At 54.1% G+C, this 21,370-nt stretch carries 19 protein-coding genes and 3 pseudogenes; 7 read left to right on the top strand and 15 right to left on the bottom strand.

Annotated features, from left to right (window positions below; genetic code table 11):
* The first annotated feature begins 7 nt into the window (after positions 1-7).
* The gene (silA, locus tag L370_RS04180; RefSeq protein WP_023335742.1) at positions 8-3,148 is read left to right on the top strand and encodes a Cu(+)/Ag(+) efflux RND transporter permease subunit SilA; all 3,141 of its coding nucleotides are present in this window, start codon (positions 8-10) and stop codon (positions 3,146-3,148) included.
* 43 nt (positions 3,149-3,191) lie between these two features.
* Here silA and L370_RS04185 read toward each other — a convergent pair whose 3' ends face one another.
* The 3 genes from L370_RS04185 to L370_RS04195 form a co-directional block, all read right to left on the bottom strand.
* A complete protein-coding gene (locus L370_RS04185; RefSeq protein ID WP_023335741.1) occupies positions 3,192-3,776 on the bottom strand; it encodes a hypothetical protein in 585 nt (194 codons plus the stop codon).
* A 15-nt stretch (positions 3,777-3,791) separates the two neighbouring features.
* On the bottom strand, positions 3,792-4,757 hold the full coding sequence (locus L370_RS04190; RefSeq protein ID WP_023335740.1) for a hypothetical protein: 966 nt from the start codon (positions 4,755-4,757) through the stop codon (positions 3,792-3,794).
* Positions 4,758-4,911: 154 nt separating this feature from the next.
* A complete protein-coding gene (locus L370_RS04195; RefSeq protein WP_023335739.1) occupies positions 4,912-5,826 on the bottom strand; it encodes an AraC family transcriptional regulator in 915 nt (304 codons plus the stop codon).
* 160 nt (positions 5,827-5,986) lie between these two features.
* Here L370_RS04195 and L370_RS04200 point away from each other — a divergent pair, with 160 nt between their 5' ends.
* Positions 5,987-7,087, top strand: coding sequence for an alpha/beta hydrolase (locus L370_RS04200; RefSeq protein WP_032666608.1), 1,101 nt, complete (start codon positions 5,987-5,989; stop codon positions 7,085-7,087).
* A gap of 229 nt (positions 7,088-7,316) precedes the next feature.
* On the opposite strand, the pseudogene L370_RS23490 reads toward L370_RS04200, so the two are convergent.
* A pseudogene (locus L370_RS23490) lies at positions 7,317-7,475 on the bottom strand (LysR family transcriptional regulator); the annotation flags it as partial.
* Between L370_RS23490 and L370_RS0122130 the strand changes: the two are divergent.
* Positions 7,468-7,728: pseudogene (locus tag L370_RS0122130) on the top strand (VOC family protein); the annotation flags it as partial. The pseudogenes L370_RS23490 and L370_RS0122130 overlap by 8 nt on opposite strands.
* A 211-nt stretch (positions 7,729-7,939) precedes the next feature.
* Here L370_RS0122130 and L370_RS04210 read toward each other — a convergent pair.
* The 3 genes and pseudogenes from L370_RS04210 to L370_RS22985 form a co-directional block, all read right to left on the bottom strand.
* Positions 7,940-8,806, bottom strand: coding sequence for a formylglycine-generating enzyme family protein (locus L370_RS04210; protein ID WP_023335735.1), 867 nt, complete (start codon positions 8,804-8,806; stop codon positions 7,940-7,942).
* A 2-nt stretch (positions 8,807-8,808) separates the two neighbouring features.
* On the bottom strand, positions 8,809-11,067 hold the full coding sequence (locus L370_RS04215) for a hypothetical protein (RefSeq protein WP_023335734.1): 2,259 nt from the start codon (positions 11,065-11,067) through the stop codon (positions 8,809-8,811).
* A 61-nt stretch (positions 11,068-11,128) separates the two neighbouring features.
* A pseudogene (locus L370_RS22985) lies at positions 11,129-11,329 on the bottom strand (helix-turn-helix domain-containing protein); the annotation flags it as partial.
* A gap of 254 nt (positions 11,330-11,583) precedes the next feature.
* Between L370_RS22985 and L370_RS04220 the strand changes: the two are divergent.
* A complete protein-coding gene (locus tag L370_RS04220; RefSeq protein ID WP_023335733.1) occupies positions 11,584-11,946 on the top strand; it encodes a TIR domain-containing protein in 363 nt (120 codons plus the stop codon).
* A gap of 48 nt (positions 11,947-11,994) precedes the next feature.
* Here L370_RS04220 and L370_RS04225 read toward each other — a convergent pair whose 3' ends face one another.
* Positions 11,995-12,756, bottom strand: coding sequence for a DeoR/GlpR family DNA-binding transcription regulator (locus tag L370_RS04225; protein WP_023335732.1), 762 nt, complete (start codon positions 12,754-12,756; stop codon positions 11,995-11,997).
* A gap of 86 nt (positions 12,757-12,842) precedes the next feature.
* Between L370_RS04225 and L370_RS04230 the strand changes: the two genes are divergently transcribed.
* Both L370_RS04230 and tam read left to right on the top strand, forming a co-directional pair.
* Positions 12,843-13,427, top strand: a complete 585-nt coding sequence (locus L370_RS04230; protein WP_023335731.1) for an NUDIX hydrolase — start codon at positions 12,843-12,845, stop codon at positions 13,425-13,427.
* Positions 13,428-13,510: 83 nt separating this feature from the next.
* Positions 13,511-14,269, top strand: coding sequence for a trans-aconitate 2-methyltransferase (gene tam, locus L370_RS04235; protein WP_023335730.1), 759 nt, complete (start codon positions 13,511-13,513; stop codon positions 14,267-14,269).
* 6 nt (positions 14,270-14,275) lie between these two features.
* On the opposite strand, the gene L370_RS04240 is transcribed toward tam, so the two are convergent.
* From L370_RS04240 to L370_RS04265, 6 genes are all read right to left on the bottom strand, one after another.
* Complete coding sequence (locus L370_RS04240; RefSeq protein ID WP_023335729.1) at positions 14,276-15,466, bottom strand: cytochrome c biogenesis protein/redoxin; 1,191 nt, start codon at positions 15,464-15,466, stop codon at positions 14,276-14,278.
* Positions 15,467-15,608: 142 nt separating this feature from the next.
* Entirely contained in the window at positions 15,609-16,907 is a 1,299-nt protein-coding gene (locus tag L370_RS04245; RefSeq protein ID WP_023335728.1) for an ATP-binding protein, read from the bottom strand.
* A complete protein-coding gene (locus tag L370_RS04250; RefSeq protein WP_023335727.1) occupies positions 16,904-17,644 on the bottom strand; it encodes a response regulator in 741 nt (246 codons plus the stop codon). The genes L370_RS04245 and L370_RS04250 overlap by 4 nt, the downstream gene beginning before the upstream one ends.
* Before the next feature lie 44 nt (positions 17,645-17,688).
* Complete coding sequence (locus L370_RS04255) at positions 17,689-18,684, bottom strand: alpha/beta fold hydrolase (protein WP_023335726.1); 996 nt, start codon at positions 18,682-18,684, stop codon at positions 17,689-17,691.
* 145 nt (positions 18,685-18,829) lie between these two features.
* The gene (locus L370_RS04260) at positions 18,830-19,270 is read right to left on the bottom strand and encodes a GNAT family N-acetyltransferase (RefSeq protein ID WP_023335725.1); all 441 of its coding nucleotides are present in this window, start codon (positions 19,268-19,270) and stop codon (positions 18,830-18,832) included.
* Positions 19,271-19,282: 12 nt separating this feature from the next.
* Positions 19,283-19,753: a GNAT family N-acetyltransferase gene (locus L370_RS04265; RefSeq protein WP_023335724.1), complete on the bottom strand. Its 471-nt coding sequence runs from the start codon at positions 19,751-19,753 to the stop codon at positions 19,283-19,285.
* A gap of 118 nt (positions 19,754-19,871) precedes the next feature.
* On the opposite strand from L370_RS04265, the gene L370_RS04270 reads away from it, so the two are divergent.
* Positions 19,872-20,420, top strand: a complete 549-nt coding sequence (locus L370_RS04270; protein ID WP_023335723.1) for a GNAT family N-acetyltransferase — start codon at positions 19,872-19,874, stop codon at positions 20,418-20,420.
* Here the strand turns inward: L370_RS04270 and L370_RS04275 are convergent.
* Complete coding sequence (locus tag L370_RS04275; RefSeq protein WP_023335722.1) at positions 20,408-21,322, bottom strand: bestrophin family protein; 915 nt, start codon at positions 21,320-21,322, stop codon at positions 20,408-20,410. The two genes, L370_RS04270 and L370_RS04275, sit on opposite strands and share 13 nt — an antisense overlap.
* Positions 21,323-21,370 lie beyond the last annotated feature (48 nt).

Below are 21,370 nucleotides of genomic sequence, written 5' to 3'. Positions count from 1 at the left end.
GACGATGATGATTGAATGGATTATCCGGCGGTCGGTCGCCAACCGTTTCCTGGTCATGATGGGGGCGCTGTTTCTCAGCGTCTGGGGTACATGGACCATTATCAACACCCCGGTCGATGCCTTGCCCGATCTCTCTGACGTTCAGGTGATTATCAAAACCAGCTATCCCGGCCAGGCTCCGCAGATTGTTGAAAACCAGGTCACCTATCCACTCACCACCACCATGCTGTCGGTTCCCGGCGCAAAGAGCGTGCGCGGTTTTTCGCAGTTTGGTGATTCGTACGTGTATGTCATTTTTGAAGACGGCACCGATTTATACTGGGCCCGTTCGCGCGTGCTGGAGTATCTGAATCAGGTTCAGGGCAAGCTGCCTGCCGGCGTGAGCTCAGAAATCGGTCCTGATGCCACGGGCGTGGGCTGGATATTTGAGTATGCGCTGGTGGATCGCAGCGGAAAACACGATCTCGCCGAGCTGCGCTCATTGCAGGACTGGTTCCTTAAATTTGAGCTGAAAACGATCCCGAACGTGGCCGAAGTGGCCTCCGTCGGCGGCGTGGTAAAGCAGTACCAGATCCAGGTCAATCCGTTAAAACTGGCTCAGTACGGCATTAGCCTGCCCGAGGTAAAGCAGGCCCTTCAGTCGTCTAACCAGGAGGCAGGAGGATCGTCAGTTGAAATGGCGGAAGCAGAGTATATGGTCCGGGCCAGCGGTTATCTTCAGACGATGGACGATTTCAATAACATCGTCCTGAAAACCGGCGAGAACGGGATACCGATTTACCTGCGCGATGTTGCCCGCGTACAAACGGGACCGGAAATGCGGCGCGGTATTGCCGAGCTAAACGGGCAGGGGGAAGTTGCCGGTGGCGTGGTGATCCTGCGTTCGGGCAAAAATGCGCGTGAAGTCATTACGGCGGTGAAAGAGAAACTGGAGACGCTGAAGGCCAGCCTGCCGGAAGGCGTTGAGATAGTGACTACCTACGATCGCAGCCAGCTCATCGATCGGGCAATCGACAACCTGAGTTCCAAGCTGCTCGAAGAGTTTATCGTGGTGGCCATCGTCTGCGCCCTGTTCCTGTGGCACGTTCGCTCTGCGCTGGTGGCGATTGTCTCTCTGCCGCTTGGCCTGTGTATTGCCTTTATCGTCATGCATTTCCAGGGGCTGAACGCCAATATCATGTCGCTGGGAGGCATTGCCATAGCCGTCGGCGCGATGGTGGATGCCGCCATCGTCATGATTGAAAACGCGCACAAACGGCTGGAAAAGTGGGATCGCCAGCATCCGGGAGAGCAGATTGATAACGCCACGCGCTGGAAAGCGATCACCAACGCCTCTGTCGAGGTGGGCCCCGCGCTGTTTATCAGCCTGTTAATTATTACTTTATCGTTTATCCCCATCTTTACCCTTGAGGGTCAGGAAGGGCGACTGTTTGGTCCGCTGGCCTTCACGAAAACGTACGCCATGGCGGGCGCGGCCGCGCTGGCTATCATCGTTATCCCCATCCTGATGGGATTCTGGATCCGGGGTAAAATCCCTGCCGAGACCAGTAACCCGTTGAACAGGTTGCTGATTAAAGCCTACCACCCGCTTCTGATTAGGGTGCTCCACTGGCCTAAAACAACCCTGCTGGCTGCGGCCTTATCCATCTTCACGGTGATCTGGCCCCTGAGCCAGGTGGGCGGCGAGTTCCTGCCGAAGATCAACGAAGGCGATCTGCTGTATATGCCGTCAACATTGCCGGGCGTTTCTCCGGCAGAAGCGGCCGCACTGTTACAGACCACGGACAAACTCATCAAAACTGTCCCTGAAGTGGCCTCTGTTTTTGGTAAAACGGGCAAGGCCGAAACGGCTACGGATTCCGCGCCGCTCGAAATGGTGGAAACCACCATTCAGCTCAAACCGGAGGATCAGTGGCGGCCCGGCATGACGATTGACAAGATTATTGACGAGCTCGACAAGACCGTTCGTTTGCCCGGCCTGGCTAACCTATGGGTTCCGCCCATTCGTAACCGCATTGATATGCTCTCAACCGGGATCAAAAGCCCGATTGGTATCAAGGTGTCCGGTACCGTTTTGTCTGATATCGACGCCACGGCGCAAAGCATCGAGGCGGTTGCCAAAACGGTGCCAGGCGTGGTGTCGGCCCTGGCTGAACGTCTGGAGGGCGGGCGCTACATTGATGTCGACATCAACCGGGAGAAGGCCTCCCGCTACGGGATGACGGTGGGCGATGTGCAGCTCTTTGTCTCCTCGGCCATCGGCGGGGCGACGGTGGGAGAAACGGTGGAAGGCGTCGCCCGGTACCCGATCAATATTCGCTATCCTCATGACTACCGGAACAGCCCGAACGCGCTAAAGCAGATGCCGATCCTGACGCCGATGAAACAGCAGATCACGCTGGGCGATGTTGCGGATATTAAGGTGGTTTCCGGCCCCACGATGCTGAAGACGGAGAATGCCCGACCTGCGAGCTGGATTTATATTGACGCTCGCGGCAGGGATATGGTGTCGGTGGTGAACGATATGAAGACTGCCATCAGTCAGAACGTAAAGCTGAGACCGGGCACCAGCGTCTCATTCTCCGGGCAGTTTGAGCTGCTTGAGCACGCTAACAAGAAGCTGAAGCTGATGGTGCCGATGACGGTGATGATCATCTTCATTCTGCTGTATCTGGCGTTCCGACGCGTGGATGAAGCATTGCTGATCCTGATGAGTCTGCCGTTCGCCCTGGTCGGGGGAATATGGTTCCTGTACTGGCAGGGCTTCCATATGTCTGTGGCAACCGGCACCGGTTTTATCGCCCTGGCCGGGGTAGCGGCAGAATTTGGCGTGGTGATGCTGATGTATTTGCGTCATGCCATTGAAGCGCAACCTGCGTTATCCCATCGGGAAACGTTCACCGAACAGGGGCTTGATGACGCGCTTTATCATGGTGCCGTGCTGCGCGTGCGGCCAAAGGCGATGACCGTCGCGGTGATTATTGCCGGTCTGCTGCCCATTCTGTGGGGGACCGGTGCCGGGTCAGAAGTTATGAGCCGGATAGCGGCGCCCATGATTGGCGGGATGATCACGGCTCCGCTGCTATCGCTGTTTATTATTCCTGCGGCGTATAAGTTAATTTGGTTGCGCAGGCATAAAAAGCCATAAAAAAAACCCGCCAGCAATGGCGGGTTTTTTACGGGATAAACGCTTAGCGCGCTGTTTTAGCACGCGTCTGGCTGAGAAGTTTGCGCCAGGCACGATTATGCAGAGTAAACAGCAGCATCTTATAGAAGGCGGTGGAAAGGATACAGCTGCCGCTAAGCAGTAGCATGACGATACTCACTAGCGCCGCGGTCAGACTGACGCCCGGAGAAGCGCTACCGCTCAGCGCGACCAGCAGATAGGCTGCCGTTAATACCAGGCTTATCACCGCCAGCGTAAGGTGTAACCGCACGGCCCGCATGCTGCCTTTGCCAATCATAAACATCGTCACGCCGTTAAGGCCAGCGAACAGAAGGGCGATCAGGACAACCCAGACGAATACGTGTCCCGCTGGCTGGTCGAGTCCGGCGAGTACGCCATACCCCAGCCACAGCTGAGGAATAGCGAAACTGACAATCACCCCGAGAGTGCTGATTGCCGCTGGAATACCCATGGTGTGTAGGCCTACAGGTTTGCCCATTTCTTCAGCCAACTGAGTCTTTAGCTGTTGCAGCTGTGTTGGGGAGGCATTGCTTATGCTGGTAGCCACCTCGTTACAGTGTTGCAGGCGGCGGGAAAAAACTTTAACCATTTGAATACTCAGCGTTTAGTTAGGCGAAAATGACTGCAACAGACCGACTACATAGCGCCCGGACTGGACGGTGTTTTGAGGATTGCGGATCGTCCCCGTGAGTGAACTACCCACAAAGGCCGATGCGTTGTTCACAGCACTCATCAGCTCACGTTGCAGTGATTTTTGTAATGATTCGCTGGGGAAACGTTTCGGGTAGACGCCTGCGCGGATCGCTGCCTTCACGCCGGCGCTGGAGATACCTGGATTCTGCACTTTAATGATCTCTTCCGTGATGCGCTTACGCTCAGCACGGCTCAGGCTTTGGAACCAGGCGGTAACTTTACTTGAGGATGCCGCTTTCATCAGCTTGTACGTTTCTAAAGTACCTCGCAGCGCGGTTCCTGCCGCAGCCAGCGAAATGACATCCAGAACCGTCGTGGTAGCTACATACCAGTCCTGGCTGTCGAGCCAGGCAACATCGGAACCATGATCGTTATGGATAGCCAGCAGACGGCCCGCGCCAATCATGCATTGTGCGCCCGTTGCCAGAGTACCGGACAGGCTAATCGCAGCAATCACACCAGACCCGCCAGCGGTAAAAGGCACTGCCGCACCGGCACCAAACGCCATAACAAGCGTAACAATCATCGCGCCACAGGCAAAACCGGTTGAGGTAATTTCCGTAGCAAGTGAGGGAGTCGTTAGCGTCGCCACCACAGCTTTTTCTGCACTGATTTCCTTAGCATCCGGAATTTTACTGATTACCACATGGCTGACGGTGCTCTGATTCACATCTGCAATGCGGCGTGAAGGGCGTACCAGCCAGCGCTGTTTGCCATCATCAAAAATGATGCCGACATTGTAAAAATTACGCGTGCAGTCGAGTTGGGCGGCCAGCTTTTTAAAATCGATATCAGCACCGGTTTGTAGTCCCAGGCTGCGCGAAAGGTCATAAGAGGGAAGGGTGCTGTCAGGCGACTGCTGACCTGGTAAGTTCATCGGGGAAGCTCCTTCATTCCGTGAGGACAATTAATTAGCAGGGTAATTTATTGAAGAAATTTATGATTCGGACACTAAGACTTAGATAATAGCAGCGTTAACTCGGTGAGCAAATGATATTGCTTGACTAAAATGTAAACGATACCAGGGGGTATTAAACCTTACCCGCAGACTCTCTTAATTCAGTAATATCCCTTTTAGGCGATTGACCGAACATCCGCGTATATTCCCGGCTGAAATGGGACAGGCTTTCGTAACCGACAGCATAGGCTGCTGTGGTGACATCGTAATGTTCATTCAGCATCAGTCGCCTGGCTTCATTGAGGCGCAGCCATTTCTGATACCGTAGCGGGCTCATTCCCGCAAGCTGCCTGAAGTGTTGGTGGAAAGAGGGCGTGCTCATTTGCACGCGGCTTGCCAACTCCTCGACACGTAAAGGTGACGCGATATGGGTCTTTAACCAGTCAATAGCTTTACCGATTCGGTAGCCATGGCCGTCTACTGCGGCAATCTGCCTGATATGATCGGACCGATCGCTCATCAAAAGCCTGTAATGTATCTCTCTTTGAATCAGCGGCCCGAGAACAGGAATGGCTTGAGGCTCGTCAAGCAAAGAGAGCAGGCGGCAGAAAGGCTCCAGCAAAACATCAGTAACTGTACCGATCCCTACACCCGTTCCCGCCTCTCGTTTTTTGACGGGCGGCAGGCTTCCCTGTGCAATTAATTCCATCAGCACGCGCTGGTCAAGTTTATAGGCTACGCCGACACAGGGCCGGATTGCCGACGCCTGTATTACTTCAGAACTGGCCGGCAGGTCGAGAGACGTGATCAGGAATTTTTCCGCATTATATTCATAAGGTTCACCACCAACCCACATAATCTTCGCGCCGTCGGCCACCAGAACGATACTGGGAGGGACCAGGCAGCTCACCGGCGAAGCGGGTTCGTTCCGCCGGAATAATTCCAGTCCTTCTACGGCTGTAGGGAAATCACCGGTACAGGGCGTGCGCTGAGCAATCTCCCGGGAAAGCTTACCGAGTAGTTTCTCAACCGACTTGTCTGAAATCATTCTGTAATGCCTCACATTTTACGACGTAATCAACGTAGCAGTTATGAAAACTGAAATATACGCTTTGGCATCAGGTTTAGAGGATCGGGCAAATAATGCAGAGTATTTTAATAACACCTTTCGTTAAAGACTCCCAAAATAACAACCCTGAATTCACTGAATGAAAGGTTTTAATAGCATGACGACAAAATCTTCAACGCGATTCTTAAATGGCGCACTCCTTGCCGGAGCGATGGCTCTGATTTCAACAGAAGCTGCGTTCGCCCAGCCTCCAACAGGCACATCAGACTCTTCAGCGCGTCTGGTTCAGACGTGGGATAAAACCTTCCCAAGGAGCGACAAAGTGGATCATCAAAAAGTGACTTTTAAAAACCGTTACGGCATTACGCTGGCCGCTGATGTGTATCTTCCTAAAGATCGCGGAAATAAGAAGCTTGCTGCACTTGTTATTTCCGGGCCTTTTGGCGCGGTAAAAGAGCAGGCCTCTGGTCTCTATGCGCAAACCTTAGCCGAGCGCGGATTCGTTACGCTGGCATTTGATCCGTCTTATACCGGTGAAAGTAGTGGTGAACCCCGCAATATTGCTTCACCTGATATTAATACCGAAGACTTTATGGCAGCAGTCGATTTTATTGGGCTGCAACCTTATGTGGATCGTGAACGTATCGGTGTCATCGGTATCTGCGGCATGGGGGGGATTGCCCTGAATGCTGTTGCCGTGGATAAACGCGTAAAAGCGGTGGTTGCCAGCACTATGTACGATATGAGCCGCGTGATGTCGAAAGGTTACAATGACAGCGTAACACCGGAGCAACGCGAGCAGGCCCTGGAGAAGATGAGCCTTCAGCGCTGGGAAGATGCTGCAAACGGGAAACCGGCCTACCAACCAGCCTATAATAAGCTGAAGGGCGGTGAAGAACAGTTCCTCGTGGACTATGCGGACTACTACATGACCAAGCGCGGATATCATCCACGAGCCGTCAACTCTGGCAATTCATGGTCCGTGACAACGCCGATGTCCTTCATGAATTTCCCGCTGATGACTTACATTAAGGAAATTTCTCCGCGTCCAATCCTGTTCATACATGGCGAAAAAGCGCATTCGCTTTACTTCTCCAGAACGGCTTATGAAGCTGCAAATCAGCCAAAAGAGTTGCTGATTGTTAAAGATGCCACGCATGTCGATTTATATGATCGTATGGATAAGATCCCGTTCGATAACATCACGGTATTCTTCAATAAATATCTGAATAAAAGATAACTTCCTCAGTAACCGATGCAGTGACCCAAAGGTCACTGCATTGATTTGAGAGGGAAGGCAACTATGAGGGTTTTGACTGAACGGTTGATGGCTTCTTCTCTGATGTCCATATCATATTTAACATAATATACATTATGCGCACCAATATGAAGTAAGGCGAAATCTAAGGTTTTTTGGACACACTGGGCCTGCATGCTGAAAGCCTTTGAAAACGTCTTCGCTGACCACCTCACCGTTTTGTCCTGTTGATATAACTCTCCAGATCCTCAGCCAGAAAATCAAATACCGTTTTGCAGGCCTGGCTGTTGCGTAAATCCTCATGCATCACCAGCCAGGTGTCGAGATGAAATGCAAAGTAATCAGGCATTATCCTTTGTAACGGCGGAGAAAAATCGAGTTCAGGCGACGTTTCGCTCTGTCTTTTTCAGACAAATGAAAAACCGGCGCCTCTGCATCTGGCGTTTGTGGCCAACACGCGCCAGCAGGTCGATGCGTTTTACCATGCCGCCCTGCGCGCCGGCGGACACGATAACGGCGCGCCGGGGCTGCGGCCATACGGTGAAAATTACTATGCCGCTTTTGTCATCTCGCCTGATGGTCATAACATCGAGGCGGTGTGCCATGCGCCGGAAAGTCCGTAGTTCAGCCCTTCTGTCAGAAGCAATTAAAGGGCTCCGTTTGGGAAACGGAACATATTGTACGTTAAGACCAAATTTTGACCATGCTAATGCTGTGGGTACTCAGCCCAAACGCTTTATGGCTACCCTGGCTTGCACACACGTCTCAGGATTTTGTTCTGACAAATTCGTCGTTTTTTACCGGACGACACGTCGCGAGCAGGAAATAACTTAATCACTTTAACGGGCTGTTTTCCACACAGCGGAACTCCGAACCCCATTCATTATCTGGCTTTTTACTGTTACGGATAATTGTATAACTGTGGGCATCTAGGTTACCTGGGCGATTGACTTTTTTTTGTCCAGTCTCAGGTCCCTGTGGATCTTTTTCTGGTGAATGAAGGTAATAATCTGCGCTGTACCAGTCTTTAACCCAGTCAGAACCATTACCCATCATGTCATATAGCCCCAGTGGATTTGGAGGGTAGCTTCCAACTGGTTGCTTATGTAATGCGTAGTTAATGTTTTTATCCTCATAGAGATAGTTTTTATTATCAGCATTACCGAAAATTAAAAACTGTCCCCGGCTGCGCGCTGCATACTCCCACTGTGCTTCCGTCGGTAGATCCATATTGCGGTTGCTGGTTTTACCCAGCCACTGGCAGTAGGAACGGGCGTCTTGCCAGCTGACACTGGCCGGGTAATTATCGGCAAACTGGATTTTATCAGACTGAAAGTCTGGGTCTTTATCATTCATCGTTTGTTGATAGTACTCAGTCTTCCCCCTGCCTTGTATTGACAGCCAGCGATTAAACTCCCCCCAAGTGACACGGTATTTTCCGATACGGAAGTCGGATAGTTTGACCAGGTGAAGGGGGGTATCTTTATGGTCGTTGTAAGGAAGCTTTTCCGGATTTCCCGGCATTAACGGGCCAAAATCCCCCATCTGAAAATTGCCGCCTTTCACCGTCACCAGATCATTCAGCGAGGTACGAACCAGCGCGTCCTGGTCGGGTTTCATTTTTTGCTCATCGCGGCAGCCGATGATGGCGACCAGTACCAGTGCTGTCAGGATTAAGCGTGAAAAAGTCTGTCCGGTCATGATTATCGTCCGTGCTGGGTGGTGATGTAGGTGGTGCAACTGTGCAGGAATGACGGCGACACAGGCGTAAGTGGGAGCATGAATTCGTTCGGGTGACCCGGTGAAATGGCAGGCGCATCCGGCAAATGGGTGTAAATGGCATGCAGGTTTTCTGCATAGTGGCTGGGGGTGATGATGACCTTTTGCGCCCCCGGAATGAAGCTGGCATCGTACCCGTACTCGCGCGGTTGCTCACCCTCAGCAAGAAACTCGATAACGCGGGCCTCATTGACTTTCCAGTCGCCTTTTTCGCCTATTTTTCTGTACAGATGCTGCATGATATTTTCGTACTCACGCTTTGACTGCACCCAGCGCAGGACGGCGAGAATCGCGCGCTTACGGCTGGCATAGGTGGTACCAGCCTCACAGGATTCCCCCTGGTGGCTGGCCGGGCTGGCAACTTCATCCCAGAAACTGGTTTCAATCAGGGCTGCAATAGCTGCACCTTTACTTTCTGGTGGAGCATATTTCAGGTAGTCGGCATCGGTGAGAATTTTTTCCATCAGCGCCACGCGGGCTTCTTTGTCTCGCCACCCTGCTTTCAGTGAATCAATTATTTCATCACCGGCATCGATCGCCCTGTTCAGGTTGTACATACCGGCGAGTAACGGGATAGCACAGAAATAGCCGTAATTCTTTTCGGTCATAATATCCATCAGGCGGGTGTAATCCGCGTTGCGCAGCATATAAGTGAGACAGGGCATAAACTCGCCCATGATAGCCTTACCGTTCACCTCCAGAGTGACTGAACCTTTTGCGCCAAGGCCGGAACACAGTCCCCCTTTAACCCGTATGCGGACCTTACCATCCTCCCAGCGAAACTCCACGCAGCCACTGACACCCCAACCAGCCTGAAAGGTGACTCCCGTTGCCACTGTAGCCAGGGAGGTGAATTTTTCGCTACCTTTACCTCCCTGGTCCGGGTTGAGCCAGACCATTTTGCCGGCGAGATTGGTCCCGGCTTCTGCGCCCGCAAACAGACTCAGTTCTGCACCGGGTTTTACGTCTTCGGCGGCTTTTGAAATATCAACATTGCGCCACTGCCCGGGCGTGCCAGTTGGTGTTGCTTTGATGGGAAGGCCTTTCACCACGTCCCCGGAGAAGCTGACGCCGGACTCGATACCCAGACTGGCTCCGATACTGCCGGATAGTGCCAGCTCAAAGTCAAAGCGCAGAACGCCTAGAAGCCCCAGACCTCCTCCAGGGATACGTGTAGGATCCAGCGGGTAGCAGATATGGATTCCGGCATGATCAGGCCAGTAGACTTTTGCGGTGCTTCTGGCTTCGGCCAGTGCCAGGCTGGCGTAGGCGCTCAGTTTACCGCTGGCCTTGGTGGTCGGTTTTATCTTGCCGGTCCGGATGTCATATTCAAATGGATTCAGGGTGCCTTTGAGGCCAGCACCGTAAGTCCAGCGCATTAGCTGGGCCTGTCCGTCAAAGACGATGTTGCCGCTTTCCGATTCGGCATGCTTTTTCAGGCTGTCATTCAGTTCTCTGGCCCAGTTAGTCAGGACGTCCACATGGTCATCAATCAGCTTTTGTTCCCAGACGGTCATTGACGGTTTTACTTTTGCCAGCTGTGATTTCAGCTTCTCTGTATCGATTTCCTGTCGCGTACGGGTGACGCCATCTTCGCCGGTATGACTGACGGTTTTAATAAAACTCTTTGTCTCCGGCTGTTTTTCGCCGTCGTTCAGGCGATAGCGCCGCCAGTGGCTGCGAATTTTATCGGAACGGACATAGGTGTAGCGGCCGCCACGATACCCGCCTCCCCGGATTTCGATCATCTCCATAATGCCAATGGCGCTTTTTTTGGCGTTATCGTCCAGCAGTATCGCTTTTGGAAGCTGACTGGCCGGCGTCAGATCCTGAAGCTCGTTTCGCAATGCTCCGATGGCACTGTCGAGCTGTTGATATTCCTGTTTTAGCTGTGATTCGAGGCGGTTCCTCTGAGCGATCTGATGCCAGTCCAGACTGGTCATTTGCTTTGTCAGGTCGTCAATGCGCAGTTGGGCATCGATACGAGTTGCCAGCAGTTTTTCCAGTCGGCCATGCTCTCGTTCAATGGTATCGTTATCGCAGGCATCAACGGCAATCAGCGTTTCACTGTCAGGATGAAAATAGAGTGCAGGTCCAAAGGTACAGTAGGCCGTGACGCCCGTGGAGCGAAGTTTCAGGCGGGTGGACGTTGTATTGTTGGCTGGCGTGCTCTGACTTGTCATCTATATTAATCCCTCAATATATAAGCGGTTATACTCACCGGCATCATACAACAATCACAACTTAACCCAAATCACTCGTTTCTGATTGCCGGTACAGTGCCTGAATGCGACATATCTGGGAGGGGCTGTACCCTGTCGCATCTGCTGTTTCACGGATGCTCAGCTTCTTGACCTGCCGGTAGTAAAGGACTTTCTGATGTCGTTCCTGATCGGTCTGTTTGCCCCGATATTTCCCCAGTGTATGGGCCCGTTCAATTCCCTGTGGCAGAGTCCTGTCCGGGAACTACGCGAACGTCGCTGGAAAACATGCAAGCATGGTATATCTGGCGGAACTGGTTAATGCTCAGAAGTCGCGTCCGCTAGCATATTTCCCGTTTCCCAAACGGAGCCCTTAAATGATCTGTCATGCATCTTTTTGCACGATGATGCACGAAAGTGTTTCATAATACGGCCATAATCCCGTATGGTATCGTAACAAACGTGCAATTTCATGCAACAACACTGACAGAGGTACCTATGACACAACAGCTAATTTTAATTGCTGGACCCTATCGCAGCGGAACCGAGGGCGTTCAGGCACGTATTGATGAGAATCTGGCGCGTCTCGAAAGCGCAGCATTAGCCGTTTACCAGCGGGGTCACGTCCCGGTCATTGGTGAATGGCTGGCTTTACCGTTGGCAAAGGCCGCAGGTTCGAAAGCGGTTGGTGATGAAATCAGTGAAGCGATGCTGTACCCCGTTGCTCACCGGCTCATCGCTAAATGTGATGCGATTTATCGTATTCCCGGTGCGTCTAAAGGCGCCGATATGGACATTGAGGTCGCCCACAAATATGGACTGAGGGTTTATACCGCGCTTGAGAGTATTCCTGAGGCTTAAGGCAGATCGCCAGCCAGCCTGTGGTCACAGGCTGGCTATCAGATAGCCTCACTCTGAGGTCAACACGATGGATACCCCCTTTTCCGATATCGCGCGGATCCACGCCTTATCGGTATTGTCTTCCACGACGATGGTGTTCACCGATGACACATCGCCAATCACAAACGAAGACGCTGTGTTGATCTTTTCCGGAGAAGCCAGGACCACCGTCTCCGCGGCTCTGCCGGAAAATGCACGTTTGATGCACGCCTCTTCGAAATCTCCGGTGGTTAGCCCCGCGTCGGGGTGAATACCGGTCACGCCCATAAAGAACAGATCTGCATGAATATTTTCGATACCTTCGATGGCCGCAGCGCCGACCGCAACGATAGAGTGCTTATATAAGCGACCGCCGATCAGAATCACCTCAATAGACGGATGATCGACTAGCCCCAGGGCAATGCTCGGGCTGTGCGTAACCACTGTGATGCGCAAGTCCGCCGGTAAAAACGTAATCAGCGCCGAGGTCGTCGTGCCACCGTCGACAATCACCACCTGGCCCGATGAAATCAGCTGTGCGCCTTTGCGGGCAACCCGTTTTTTCGCATCCATTTTCACGGATTGCCGTTCAGCAAAGGGAGCAATCGCGGATGATGCCGGAAGCGCGCCGCCGTGAACGCGCTGCAAGCGCCCTTCTGCCGCCAGCTCGCGTAAATCACGCCTGATGGTGTCTTCAGAGACGTCAAAGAACATGCTGAGCGCTTTTGACTGGACCTGACCTTCGGCGCCGAGCTTTTCGAGGATCAATTGTTTTCGCTGACTGGTGAGCATCATGAATTCCTGATGTTGCACACTTTATCTTGAAAGTGCACGAAAATGCTGTTTATGATAATTACTCTACGTAAGGAGGAACAAACGTGCAATCAAAACGTGCAGATGTACGCATCATTAACAGTGAAACGCTCTCAGATAACTGGTACGTCCTTAAAAAATACACCTTCGACCTGCAGCGACGTGATGGCGAGTGGCAACGACAGCATCGGGAAGTCTACGACCGTGGGAACGGCGCGACGATTCTTCTCTACAACCGTGATAAAAAGACGGTGATCCTGACGCGCCAGTTCCGCTTCCCCGTCTTTATCAACGGCCATGAGGGCGATTTAATCGAAGCCGCTGCGGGATTGTTGGACAATATGGATCCCGAAAGCCGCATAAAAGCAGAGGCGGAAGAAGAGACCGGATTCCACGTTTCACGCGTGCAGAAAATCTTTGAAGCCTATATGAGCCCGGGCTCCGTCACGGAAAAGCTCTATTTTTATCTTGCCGAGTACCAGCCGAAAGACAGAACCGGCGCAGGCGGCGGAATCAAGGCGGAAGGAGAAGATATCGACGTGCTGGAAATGACGCTTGAAGAGGCATTATGCGGCATTGAAACGGGCAAGATTGTCGACGGGAAGACCATCATGATGCTTTATCATGTTGCGCTGAAAGGCATTCTCTAGCCTGCCACTCCTGGAACACCTGCCGCCGTGCAGGTGTCTGGCTGTGCTATTCTTGCAGAAGCCTGCAAAACGGAGAACCGAAGATGGCCGACTGGAACCCTTCTCTTTACCTGCAATACGGCGCGGAAAGAACGCGTCCTGCCGCTGAACTGCTCGCCAGAATTCCGCTGGATGAGGTCTCCACCATCGCTGATTTAGGCTGTGGGCCAGGAAACAGCACCGCGTTGTTAAAGCATCGCTGGCCATCGGCACGCATCACCGGGGTGGATAACTCACCTGCAATGCTCGAGGAAGCACGCAGCGCGTTACCCGACTGCCATTTTGTTGAGGCTGATATTCGCCAGTACAAGCCTGGCCAGCCGCTGAGCCTGATTTACGCTAACGCATCGCTACAGTGGGTCCCGGACCATTACGATCTCCTGCCGCACCTTGTTTCCCTGCTCACGCTTAACGGCGTATTAGCGATCCAGATGCCTGACAACTGGCTTGAACCCACTCACGTGGCGATGCGTGAAGTAGCGCTGGAGCAGGACTACCCCGATCGCGGCCGCGAACCTCTGCCGGGCGTGCATGCCTATTACGACATCTTGTCGGAGGCCGGCTGTGACGTGGATATCTGGCGGACAACCTATTTCCATAAAATGAGTTCCCACCAGGCCATTATTGACTGGGTAAGCGCCACCGGTTTGCGCCCGTGGCTCCAGGAACTGAATGAGAGCGAGCAGAAACGTTTTCTGAAACGCTACCATGAACTGCTGGAAGAGCAGTATCCGCTCCAGGAAAACGGGCAAATACTGCTGGCTTTCCCGCGGCTGTTTATGGTGGCTCAGCGTCAGCCCTGAACGGGGCTATGAACGGGCCTCTTTGAGCAGCTGCTGGATAACCTTTTCCTGCTGCTCATAATCGCCTTCACCAAAGGCGGTATAGCGCAGCTGGCCTTTGGCATCGAAATAGTAATGCGCTGGCCAGTACTGGTTCCCGAAGGCGTTCCAGATTTGATAGTTATTATCCGTCACCACCCGGTACGGCAGCTGCCATTTATTTACCGCATTTTTCACCGAGGCGAGCGGCTTTTCCCAGGGATATTCCGGCGTGTGAACCCCTATCACAACCAGACCCTGCGACTGATACTTTGTGGCCCAGTCGCGCACATGGGGAAGCGTATGCTGGCAGTTGATGCAATCCCACGTCCAGAAATCAATCAACACCACCTTCCCTCGCAATGATTCAGACGTGACAGGGTCACCGTTAATCCACCCTGTCCCGCCGCTTAACGAAGGCAGCTGGCTGCTGGGCTCTGCCATCACGACCGGCTGGAGCTTCACCTGCGCGGCTGTGGGTTTCGCCAGCGTCAGGAGCGTTGTCTCCAGACGGTCCGCAACGCCGTTTGCCCCTTTCAGAAGCGAAGTCAGCCCTGTCGCGTTAAATACGACCGCCGCCAGCATCGTCACGCCTGCCCCCTGCCGCAGTTTTTCCATCAGCGCCGATTTTGCTCTTAGCGGCGCCATCAGCGTGCGGCCTCCTGAAACGAGCAGGCTCAACATCAGCGCGCATCCGCTGCCATAGGCCGCCAGCAGCGCGCCCGTCGCAATGGCCGAGTGGCCGGCGATATTAATGCTGAAAATGGCGCCCAGTATGGGCCCGGCGCAGGGGGACCAGAGCAGCCCGACCGCCAGCCCGGCCAGAAAAGCCGATGCCATACCGCGCGTTTTCCCGCTTCGGGCGTTGAGGGCGTTTCCCGCGCTGACGGCAGGACCCGCAATACGCTGGGCGAACGACGGAAAAATTAAGGCCAGCGCGGCCGCGGCCAGAATAACGAGGGCGATCCAGCGCCCGACGATGGTTGCCTCTGCTATCCACTCGCTGGCGACGGTGACGATCATCGCGACCAGGGTGAACATCACAATCATCCCCGCGAGCATAGCCAGAATATGGCGTCGCTGTCCCTGAAAACCGGCGAACAGGAGCGGGATAACCGGGAGCGTACATGGGCTGAGCAGGCTTATCATCCCGCCCAGAAAAGCGATTAACAGAAACATAGACACCTCACAATACAAGTCCTGCGACGCTGCAGTGAGGCTATTTCATCGTGCGGATGTGTTCAGGATATGTGTAAAAACGCGGGTTTTGTCTGGCTTTGTATCGCCCTGGCCGGGAGATACAAAGCCGTACAATTATTACCTAACGGCGCGGTAGCGTAATGGAGACATCCAGCCCGCCTTCGGTCCGGTTCGTCAGGTTGAGCTTGCCTTCCATCTGAGCGGTAAGCTGCGCGGCAATCGCCAGCCCGAGCCCTGTGCCGCCGGTATCGCGGTTGCGCGATGTTTCAACCCGATAAAACGGCTGTAATACCGCCTCAAGCTCGGCTTCGGGGATCCCCGGACCGTCGTCCACAACGTGAATAACCACCTCGCTGTCAGACAAATCGTCTATGGCAATCGCGGCACGCTCGCCGAACTTGAGGGCGTTATCCAGCAGGTTGGTCATCACCCGACGAAGCGCCTGCGGGCGCGTGACAATCGGTAAACGGGCTTCGCCTGCCTGAAACTGCACGTTTTTACCGATGTCCTGATAATCGCAGGCGATGCTGTTGACCCATGCGTTCAGCTCCAGCTTCAGCGGGGTCTCTTCCAGGGGTTCTGATGACCGGGCATACGCAATACCCTCCCGCACCAGACGCGACATGTTATCAAGGTCGTTTAAGAGCTTGTCCCGCAGTTCAGGCTGATCCGCCATTTCAACACGAAGCTTCATGCGGGTAATAGGGGTCTGGAGATCGTGAGAAATAGAGGCCAGGATCTGCGCGCGCTCCCTGAGATAAGACTGAATGCGCGCCTGCATGGCGTTGAAGGCATGGGCTGCGCGCTGCACCTCCAGCGGCCCTTTCTCCGTCATTGGCGTGCTGGCTGCAGGATCCAACGAGTCCACCGCGCGGGTAAATTGTGAAAAAGGCCGTACCACCTGCCGTACGGCGATCCAGGAGCAGGCCGCCAGGAGCAGCAGCTGCAGGATGAGCACAACGGGCAGCCAGCTGGCGACCGGCGGCATGCGCGGGATGAGGTCAATGGTCAGCGGCGAGCCATCGCGTAACGTAAGATGCGCCTGGATGTGCGAAATGGTGCCGGGAACGGCGGTGAAGCTGAGCGGATACTCTGCCGCAAGCGTCGCTTTTAAGGTACGGATGGCATCCTGCGAGCGCTTATCCGTTGGCGCTGCGCCGGGCTCCCCTGTGCCCAGAATATAGCGATAGTTACCCCGTTCGAGGCGCGGAAGCCAGGCCGCCCGCTCGCTGGCTGGTAACCGGTCTAAAATGGCGACGCTGGTTGCGACGTCATTTTCCAGATTACCGAGCATCACCGTGCGGGCGCTGTGCATTCGCTCAATCATGACCAGCGTCAGGCTCAGGGCGTTAGCCAGCAGCAGGCCTGGTAGCACGACGATCAGCAAACGGGCCAGCAGCGAGCGTGGCCATAGACTCATTCGTTAACCTCTTTGATGGTTACGGGCATGGTAAAGACGTAGCCTTCGCTGCGCACGGTTTTGATATAGGCGGGGGTACGGGCATCTTCGTTCAGGCGCTGACGGACCCGGCTAACCAGCAGGTCGATAGAACGCTCAAACAGCTCGGCGTCGCGCCCCTGCGTCAGGTTGAGCAGCTGATCGCGGGTCAGCACCCGCTGAGGATGGTCAAGGAAAACGCGCAGCAGGCGATACTCCGCCCCGCTGAGCGCCACGATCACCCCTTCCGGATCGATTAAGTGGCGGGCGACGGTATCGAGCTGCCATTCACCGAACATCACCAGCCGCCCTGCTTCCGTCACCTGCAGATTGGGCGGCATCGTGCGAAAACGCCGTAAAATCGCTTTGATACGCGCCAGCAGTTCGCGGGCGACAAACGGCTTCACCACGTAGTCATCCGCGCCCATCTCCAGGCCCAGGATCCTGTCCGTCTCCTCATTGCGGGCCGTCAGCATCAGGATGGGCAGATCTTTATATTTACCGACGCGTAGCTCTCGACACAGCGTAAGGCCGTCGTCGCCGGGCATCATGACGTCCAGCACCACCAGGTCGATATGCTGTTTATCCAGCACGACGCGCATCTCTTTGCCGTTGGCCGCGCCCGTGGCGCGATAGCCAGACTTAACGAGATAATCGACAATCAGTTCACGAATATCCCTGTCGTCATCGACGACAAGGATATGATCAATATGCTCCACCGAAATCTCCAGACCGAAGGGTAACGTACTGAAAATAGCACATTTCAGAGCTTGTCAGCGTCGACGACGGCCTTGACGAAATCCTGCGGATCTTCCTGAGGCGGGTTATGCCCCACGGTTGCCCCAAAGGTGCGATGCTCATATTTACCGGTAAATTTACCTGCATAGGCCTGCGGAGCCGGATGCGGCGCACCGTTGTTTCCGCCTTCAATGGTGATCGTTGGAACGGTGATGTTCGGCAGCGCGGCCAGTTTTTGCTCATAGCTGTCGTATTTGCGCTCGCCTTTTTCCAGCCCTAAACGCCAGCGGTAGTTGCTGAGCGTCACGGCGACGTGATCCGGGTTATCGAGCGATTTGGCGCTGGCGTTAAAGACAGCATCGCTAAATTTCCAGTCAGGCGAGGCCTGAGACCAGATTAAACGGGCGAAGTCATGCGTATTTTTGGCATAGCCCTCAGCACCGCGCGCGGTGGCGAAATAGAACTGATACCACCACTGCTGCTCCGCTTTTGGCGGCAGCGGCTGTTTGCCAATCTGCTGGCTGCTGATCAGATACCCGCTCACCGACACCAGTGATTTAACGCGCTCTGGCCATAGCGCCGCAACGATATCCGCCGTACGGGCACCCCAGTCATATCCTGCAAATACCGCCTGCTTAATATTCAGGGCGTCCATCAGGTTCACAATGTCTTTCGCCATGGCTGAAGGCTGACCGTTGCGCGGCGTTTTGGCTGACAGGAAGCGCGTGGTGCCGTAGCCGCGCAGAGAAGGCACAATCACCCGATAGCCTTTTGCCGCCAGTGCGGGCGCGACCTCGGCATAGCTGTGAATATCGTACGGCCAGCCGTGCAGTAAAATAACCGGCTGGCCATTTTTCGGGCCGATGTCGACATAACCGATATTCAGATCGCCGGCGTTGATTTGCTGCGGATGATCAAAGGCTGCCGCGACATTTGTGCCGGTGACTTCGGCCTGACAGGCCATCACGGTGCCAAGAGAAACGGTCAGTGCGAGGGTTGAGTACGCGAGTTTGCTAAACATGTTGGTATCTCCGGTTGAGTACAATTCACGGGGATATAACAACACTGCAATGTATAGCGGATATGTGCGAAAGCGGGTTTATTGCAAGCCTGTGTATGTATCCGGGAGGCTGATACAGTGTGATACAAACACAGGCGTTGTCGTCTTAAAGAGAGAGGCGATAGCGGACGTAATCGTCAGCTTCGCCATATTTGTCATAGAGTTTACGCGCCGGGTTGTTCTCCCGGGTGACCCAATACAGTTTCGACCACCCTTCGCGCTTGCCTTCCTCAATCAGAGCATCAATAAGCGCCTTACCGGCGCCCGCCCCGCGTTCGTCGGCATCAACAAACAGATCTTCAAGGTAGCAGATGGGGGCCGTTGACCAGGTGCCTTCATGCAGAATGCACATCGCGAAACCAATGACCTTTTGATCCTTCTCAGCCACGCGGCAGAACATCGGTGAATGCGCTGAGAGCGCCCTTTCCCATGTCGATGCAGTGACGGATTCCTCGAGGTAGCAATCATAAAAATGGGTATAACCATCCCACAGCGGTCTCCATTGGGAATAATCGTCTTCACGTAGAGGTCTTACCGTGACAGCCATGTGTTCCTCACATTACAAGTCGATCGACATTTCAAAACAGCGTAAATCAGCCCGCGCCATACGCGAGTGATGATAGGTTTCGTTCAGCGTCACAAACCCCAGCTTCTGATAAAACGACTGGGCGTTAGGCGTTGCATCCAGCCTCAGGCGGGTTATCCCCCGACAGCGGGCCTCATTTTTGAGCGCCTCGATAATCCGGGTCGCCATGCCTTTGCCGAATGCCGCGGGCAAGGTGAATATCGCCTCCAGGCAATGGGTATCCAGATCCAGATAGCCGGTTGCCGCAATCTCGCCCTTTTCATCTTCCACCACGTAAAAAGGGTATTCAATGACCATTTGCCGATAGCGTTCGGGCATGAGATCGGGCGTCCAGCGCGCAATGACGTCGGCATCGTAGCTGGTTTTACAGCCGTGACGAATCGCCTGATTGCGAATATTCCAGAGTATTTCGGCTTCCTGTGGATTCGCCCGTCTTAATACCATGGTTACCTCTGTAAATGTTAGTAGTATGGAAAAGAGAGCTAGCTGGGATAGAGTGCTGTAAAGATGAAAATACCAGAACGCAAACAAAAGCATAACGCTTAAATATGGAGATCCGCAGATGACGATACCTACGCTCACGACAGAACGCCTGCTGCTAAAACCGCTGGTTGCCGAAGATGCGGTCCAGATACAAAAGCTTTATCCGCGCTGGGAGATTGTCCGCTATATGGTCTCTTCCGTGCCCTGGCCCTACCCGGATAACGGCGCGGAAAACTATGTCAACAACGTGGCGCTGCCGGATATGGCGAAAGGGATTGCCTGGTTCTGGAGCATTCGTCGCCGCGAGGTGCCGGACGCGCTGATGGGCATTATCTGTCTGTACGATGTGGAAGATAACAACCGAGGATTCTGGTTGGCCCCGGAGTTTCAGGGCCAGGGATATATGCGCGAGGCCAGCATTGCCGCGACGGATTACTGGTTCAATACCCTAAACAAACCCGTATTACGCGCCCCGAAAGCCGCCGCCAACAGCCGCTCCCGGCGTATTTCAGACAGTAGCGGCATGCGGCTTATCAGAACGGAACAAAAAGCGTACGTCAGCGGTATGCTGGATTCTGAGCTGTGGGAGATCACCCGCGACGAGTGGAACGCCCGTCAGGTCAGCTGATAATGCTTATCCGGCATCAGCCTTTCCGGAATGTTCTCTTCATCGTTCATCTGCAGCAGATCGCGTTCCATCATGTTGCAGATGGCGTCCAGCGGCAGATCGTTATTCTCAGTGCCGAACGGGTCTTCCAGCTCTTCCGCCAGGGTGTCCAGCGAGATAAAGGTGTATGAGATCAGCGCCGAGACAAAGGGCGTCATGTAGTGCAGATCCACAACCAGCGCGAACGGCAGCATGATGCAGAACAGATACACCGTGCGGTGCAAAATCAGCGTATAGGCAAACGGCACCGGCGTTGTCGCAATGCGCTCGCACCCGGAAAGGACGATGGACATATCGTTCAGACGGTTGTTCAGGCTGTGGAACAGGATGTCCGAGAGTTGCCCGTTACGCCGCCGCACGGCCAGCCACTCCCCCATGATCAGTAAAATACGGTTTGCCGGCGAGTTGGCGCTCATCACCTGACGTAAATCATCCGGAGCAAGATAGCGAGAGAGTTGCCCGGCGTTCAGATCCCGGCGCAGGGTCATGCGCAGGCAGTTGGCAAAAGCAATCTGCAGGCGGACAAACTCGCCCAGGTGCTTATCGTCGGGCAAGGTATTTTTTACCTCGCGGAACAGCGAGCGCGCCGCTATCATCAGCTGTCCCCAGAGCAGGCGAGCTTCAACGTAGCGTGAGTAACAGGCGTTGTTTCTGAAACCGAGAAAGATAGCGATCGCCACGCCGAGAATGCTAAACGGCGCCACGGTAAATTTGATGCCCAGCGAGGTATACCACGGCAGCATCAGGATAACGGCGATAGAAAGCAGGAAGTTGAGCAGCAGTCGAGTGTAGATTTTAGGAAGTACCGAACCGTGCCAGACGAAAATCAGTTGTAGCCAGTGCTGTTTAGGACGAACAATCATAGTGAGTTTCAGGAAGGAAAAGAGCGAGGCTATTAAACGTGATCTCCC

Source organism: Enterobacter sp. MGH 24 (genome assembly GCF_000493015.1).
In the GTDB taxonomy this organism is placed as follows: Bacteria; Pseudomonadota; Gammaproteobacteria; order Enterobacterales; family Enterobacteriaceae; genus Enterobacter.
This window is presented reverse-complemented; position numbering and strand designations above follow the sequence as displayed.